General features: G+C 64.4%; 4 protein-coding genes. 2 read left to right on the forward strand and 2 right to left on the reverse strand.

Annotated elements, in window-relative coordinates:
- Positions 1–766, reverse strand: a 766-nt coding sequence (locus tag ACEQXV_RS18560) for a DnaA ATPase domain-containing protein (RefSeq protein ID WP_370270407.1), incomplete at its 3' end; no start/stop codon positions are given.
- A gap of 643 nt (positions 767–1409) precedes the next feature.
- On the reverse strand, positions 1410–1676 hold the full coding sequence (gene rpsT / locus ACEQXV_RS18565) for a 30S ribosomal protein S20 (protein WP_370253216.1): 267 nt from the start codon (positions 1674–1676) through the stop codon (positions 1410–1412).
- A 210-nt stretch (positions 1677–1886) separates the two neighbouring features.
- Here rpsT and ACEQXV_RS18570 point away from each other — a divergent pair, with 210 nt between their 5' ends.
- The gene (locus ACEQXV_RS18570) at positions 1887–2939 is read left to right on the forward strand and encodes a pyridoxal-phosphate dependent enzyme (protein ID WP_370270408.1); all 1053 of its coding nucleotides are present in this window, start codon (positions 1887–1889) and stop codon (positions 2937–2939) included.
- On the forward strand, positions 2936–4012 hold a 1077-nt coding region (locus ACEQXV_RS18575), incomplete at its 3' end, for a M24 family metallopeptidase (RefSeq protein WP_370270409.1). The genes ACEQXV_RS18570 and ACEQXV_RS18575, both read left to right, overlap by 4 nt.

Raw genomic sequence — 4012 nt, forward strand, 5'->3', positions numbered from 1 at the left:
GCGCGCGGTCGCCCGAGATGATGATCTGTTTGCCCAGCTCCACTAGCGCGTTGAAGGTGTGGAAGAATTCTTCCTGCGTGGAGTTCTTGCCCGCTATGAACTGAACGTCGTCGACCATCAGCACGTCGATCGAGCGGAACAACTCCTTGAACGACAGCGTGTCCTGGTCGCGCAGGGCGCGGATGAAGCGGTACATGAACTGTTCCGCCGAGAGATAGATGACCTTGAGCTCGGGCTTCTTGGTGCGCAGTTCCCAGGCGATGGCATGCATGAGATGCGTCTTGCCCAGACCCACGCCGCCGTAAAGGAAGAGCGGGTTGAACGACACGGCCCCGCCTTCCGCAACGCGACGCGCGGCGGCATGGGCCAGTTCGTTTGGCTTGCCCACGACGAAGTTGGGGAAGGTGAAATTCGGGTTCAGCGCCGAATCCGGCAGATCCGTGCTGCTGGCCGTGCCAACCGGTGCAGGCGCCTTGGATGGTGCGGGGGCTGCATTGGCATTGCCCGCGGGCTTGGGGGCGGACTGTCCGTCGACGGCAAACTCGATGCGGTCGACATCCATGCCGGCAGACATCAGGTGGCGCAGGATCACGTCTCCGAAATGCTGCGACACCCAGGTGCCGATGAAGCTCGTCGGCACGAGCAGCCGCGCGGTGCGGTCTTCGATCGCATCGAAGCTGATCGGCTCGATCCATGCCGAAAAGTTGTTCTTTCCAACCGACTTAAGTAACTCGCCCCGAACGTGTCCCCACATGTCTTGTGTCATCCTGATCCCGTCAATTATGAACGCCGCCCCTTTGCGGAGCCGCGCGGACGATCATTTTGCCGTCCTAACCCTTTATGCCTTCAGGATTCGCATGGGTCGGTCGACCCTGGGCACGACTGCCGCGCGGGTTAAGGCGCAGCTTGCCCCGTCGTGCCAGGGCAAGGGGGGTCCGGAAACCCGGACCGTCTCCAACCGAGGAAATGGCACAACACCCGGACTCTGACGGTCCTGTTCATGGGTCTTGCGACATTTCCAATGTTGGAGGTCTTCGGACAAATGCACCACCATCCCGGTGCAGGCACCGGCACTTGTGACACACCCTGCAAAAAGGGTCGGAAGCTGGTCCAACCACCCCTGCCGGCCCCGGACGCGGAAGATGCGAAACTTTTTCGCGAAAGGCCCCTTGGCCTTCCCATTCCTGCGCCCGATGTCCCCCCAGACTATGTGAATCGCTGAGTCTCAGGCTAGCGGGACTCGGGGGGCGCTCGCAACGAAACTTCGCGCTTGACTCGGGGCTTGCCTGAAACGAATCCGGCGCGCCCGGTTTAAGGGTGCCGAAGTGCTTGGATTTTTCCAAAAGACAAGGGGCGCCCCCGTCGGAGCGCCCCTGTCAAACCTTGTTGCAGCGATGCCGCAGTCTTGCTTACGCGGCCAGTGCTTTGACGCGGGCAGACAGACGCGACATTTTGCGCGCAACGGTGTTCTTGTGCAGGATGCCCTTGGTCACACCGCGCATCAGTTCCGGCTGAGCGGCACGCAGAGCAGCAGCAGCGGCAGCCTGGTCGCCGGATGCAATGGCTTCTTCCACTTTGCGCAGGTAGGTGCGGATACGCGAACGGCGGGCTTTGTTGACAGCGTAGCGGCGTTCGTTCTGACGGGCGCGCTTCTTTGCCTGAGGCGAGTTAGCCATGTGTCTTTTCCCTTCGTGGGTTCAATGTCTGTTTCATTGCGCATCAAGCCCACGAACCGGGTTTTCCGAACCGGTCAACTCTGGCCAAAGCGGGCCTCACACGCATGTCTGGCGGCGCGTATAGGACAGGAATGTCGGAAAGGGAAGACCAAATGAGTCTTTTGCCGCTAGGCTGGCCCGGCACTCCAAGCATCAAGAGGTCAACCGCCCGTGCAACACCTGTCAAATCCTTTCCGCGGCACTGGCCTCGGCGACCTGTCTGGCGCGCCTGCGCCCTCCACCAACGCAGAGACCGTTGCCGCCTTGCTGGCGCGCTGCCCTGCCCACGCGGCAACCCCCCTTGTCGACGCGCCGTCACTGGCTGAACGGGCCGGGGTCGGGGCGCTTTGGGTCAAGGATGAACGGGGCCGGATGGGGCTTGGCAGTTTCAAGGCGCTCGGCGCGGCCTACGTCATTGCCTGCGATGCGGTGGCCACGGGGACCGAAGACCTGTCGACCTCGCTGTCTGGACGCACCTATATCACCGCAAGTGCGGGCAACCACGGCATGTCGGTGGCCGCAGGGGCCCGGGTGTTCGGGGCCAAGGCGGTGGTGCATATCGCCGAAACCGTGCCGGAAAGCTTTGCCGAACGCCTGCGCGCCAAGGGGGCCGAGGTGGTTCGGGCCGGGGCGGAATACGAGGCCAGCATGGCGCTGGCTGCACAATCCGCCGAGGCAAACGGCTACATCCTTCTGTCCGACAGTTCCTGGCCCGGCTACATGGACCGCCCGCATCGCCTGATGGAGGGCTATCTCCAAATGGCTGCCGAGGCGCTGGATCAGTGCCCTGCCGCACCCACCCACGTCTTCCTGCAAGCCGGGGTCGGCGGGCTGGCGGGGGCCGTGGCCGCGTTGGTGCGCAAACGGTTGGGTGACGCGCCGCGGATCGTCGTGGTGGAACCTGACGCCGCGCCCGCGATTTTCGATTCGATCGAGGCGGGGCGCTTCGTGTCAACGACGGGCCCCGTATCCGCTATGGGCCGGCTCGACTGCAAGGAAGCCTCTCTGATCGCGTTGACCGGGCTCTCGCGGGATGCCGATGACTGCCTTCTCATCTCCGAGGACGAGGCCGCCGCGACACTCGCACCAATGGCCGAGGCGGGACTGGAAGGGTCGGAATCGGGCGTGGCGGGTGTGGCCGGGCTGCTGGCCGCCGACCCCGGCATGCTCGGGCTTGGCCCCGAGGCGCGCGTTCTGTGTTTCCTTTCGGAGGGACCCGCATGAACCGAGGCTTCCCCGAGGCGGAATTCGCAGCCCGCGTCGCGCGGGCGCAGGCGATGATGGCGCGGCACGGGCTGGCTGCGCTGCTGCTGACGACCGAACCCGAAGTGCGCTACTTCACCGGATACATCACCCGGTTCTGGGAAAGCCCGACCCGGCCCTGGTTCGTGGTTCTGCCAGCCAGCGGCAAGCCCATCGCGGTCATCCCCACCATCGGCGCCCCGGTCATGGCGCGCACCTGGGTCGAGGACATCCGCACATGGCGCGCGCCCGACCTGGAGGACGACGGGGTAAGTCTTCTGGCGGACACGCTGCGTGACGTTGCGGGCGATGGACCGGTCGGCGTGCCGATGGGGCATGAAACCCATTTGCGCATGCCGCTGGAGGACTATGCGCGGCTTGGGGCTTCGGTTCGGCTGGTCCCAGATTACGGCATCATGCGGGCGCTGCGGATGGTGAAATCCGAAGCCGAGATCGACAAGATCCGCACCGCCTGCGCCGTGGCGGGGCGCGCCTTTGACCGGGTAGGGGATATCGCCGCGCCCGGCGTGCCGCTGTCGCAGGTCTTCCGTCGTTTCCAGATGCTCTGCCTTGAGGAAGGCGCTGACTGGGTGCCCTACCTCGCCGGCGGCGCGGGGCCGCTTGGCTATGACGACGTGATCTCACCCGCGTCTGATGCACCGCTCGAAAAGGGCGATGTGCTGATGCTGGATACCGGGCTGATGGTCGACGGGTATTTCTGCGACTACGACCGGAATTTCGGGATCGGTTCGGTAGACGAGCGTTGCCTAGATGGTCATCGCCGCCTGATCGATGCCGTGGATGCGGCGATGGAGGCCGCGCGCCCGGGGGCGACGGCGGCGGATCTCTTCCACGCGATGGACAAGGTTCTGACAGGCGGCGCAGGCGGATCGGAGGCCGGGCGCTATGGTCATGGGCTGGGAATGCAGCTGACCGAATGGCCCTCGCTCATTCCCGATGATCACACGGTGCTGGAACCGGGAATGGTGCTGACATTGGAGCCGGGGGTGGACATTGCAGACGGGCAAATCCTTGTGCACGAAGAAAATATCGTC

The sequence above is a fragment of the Nioella sp. genome, from assembly GCF_964229645.1.
Lineage (GTDB): Bacteria > Pseudomonadota > Alphaproteobacteria > Rhodobacterales > Rhodobacteraceae > Nioella.

Excerpts from the sequence above, each read along its gene's own strand:
- rpsT (WP_370253216.1), bottom strand. The coding sequence starts at position 1,676 with ATGGCTAACTCGCCTCAGGCAAAGAAGCGCGCCCGTCAGAACGAACGC.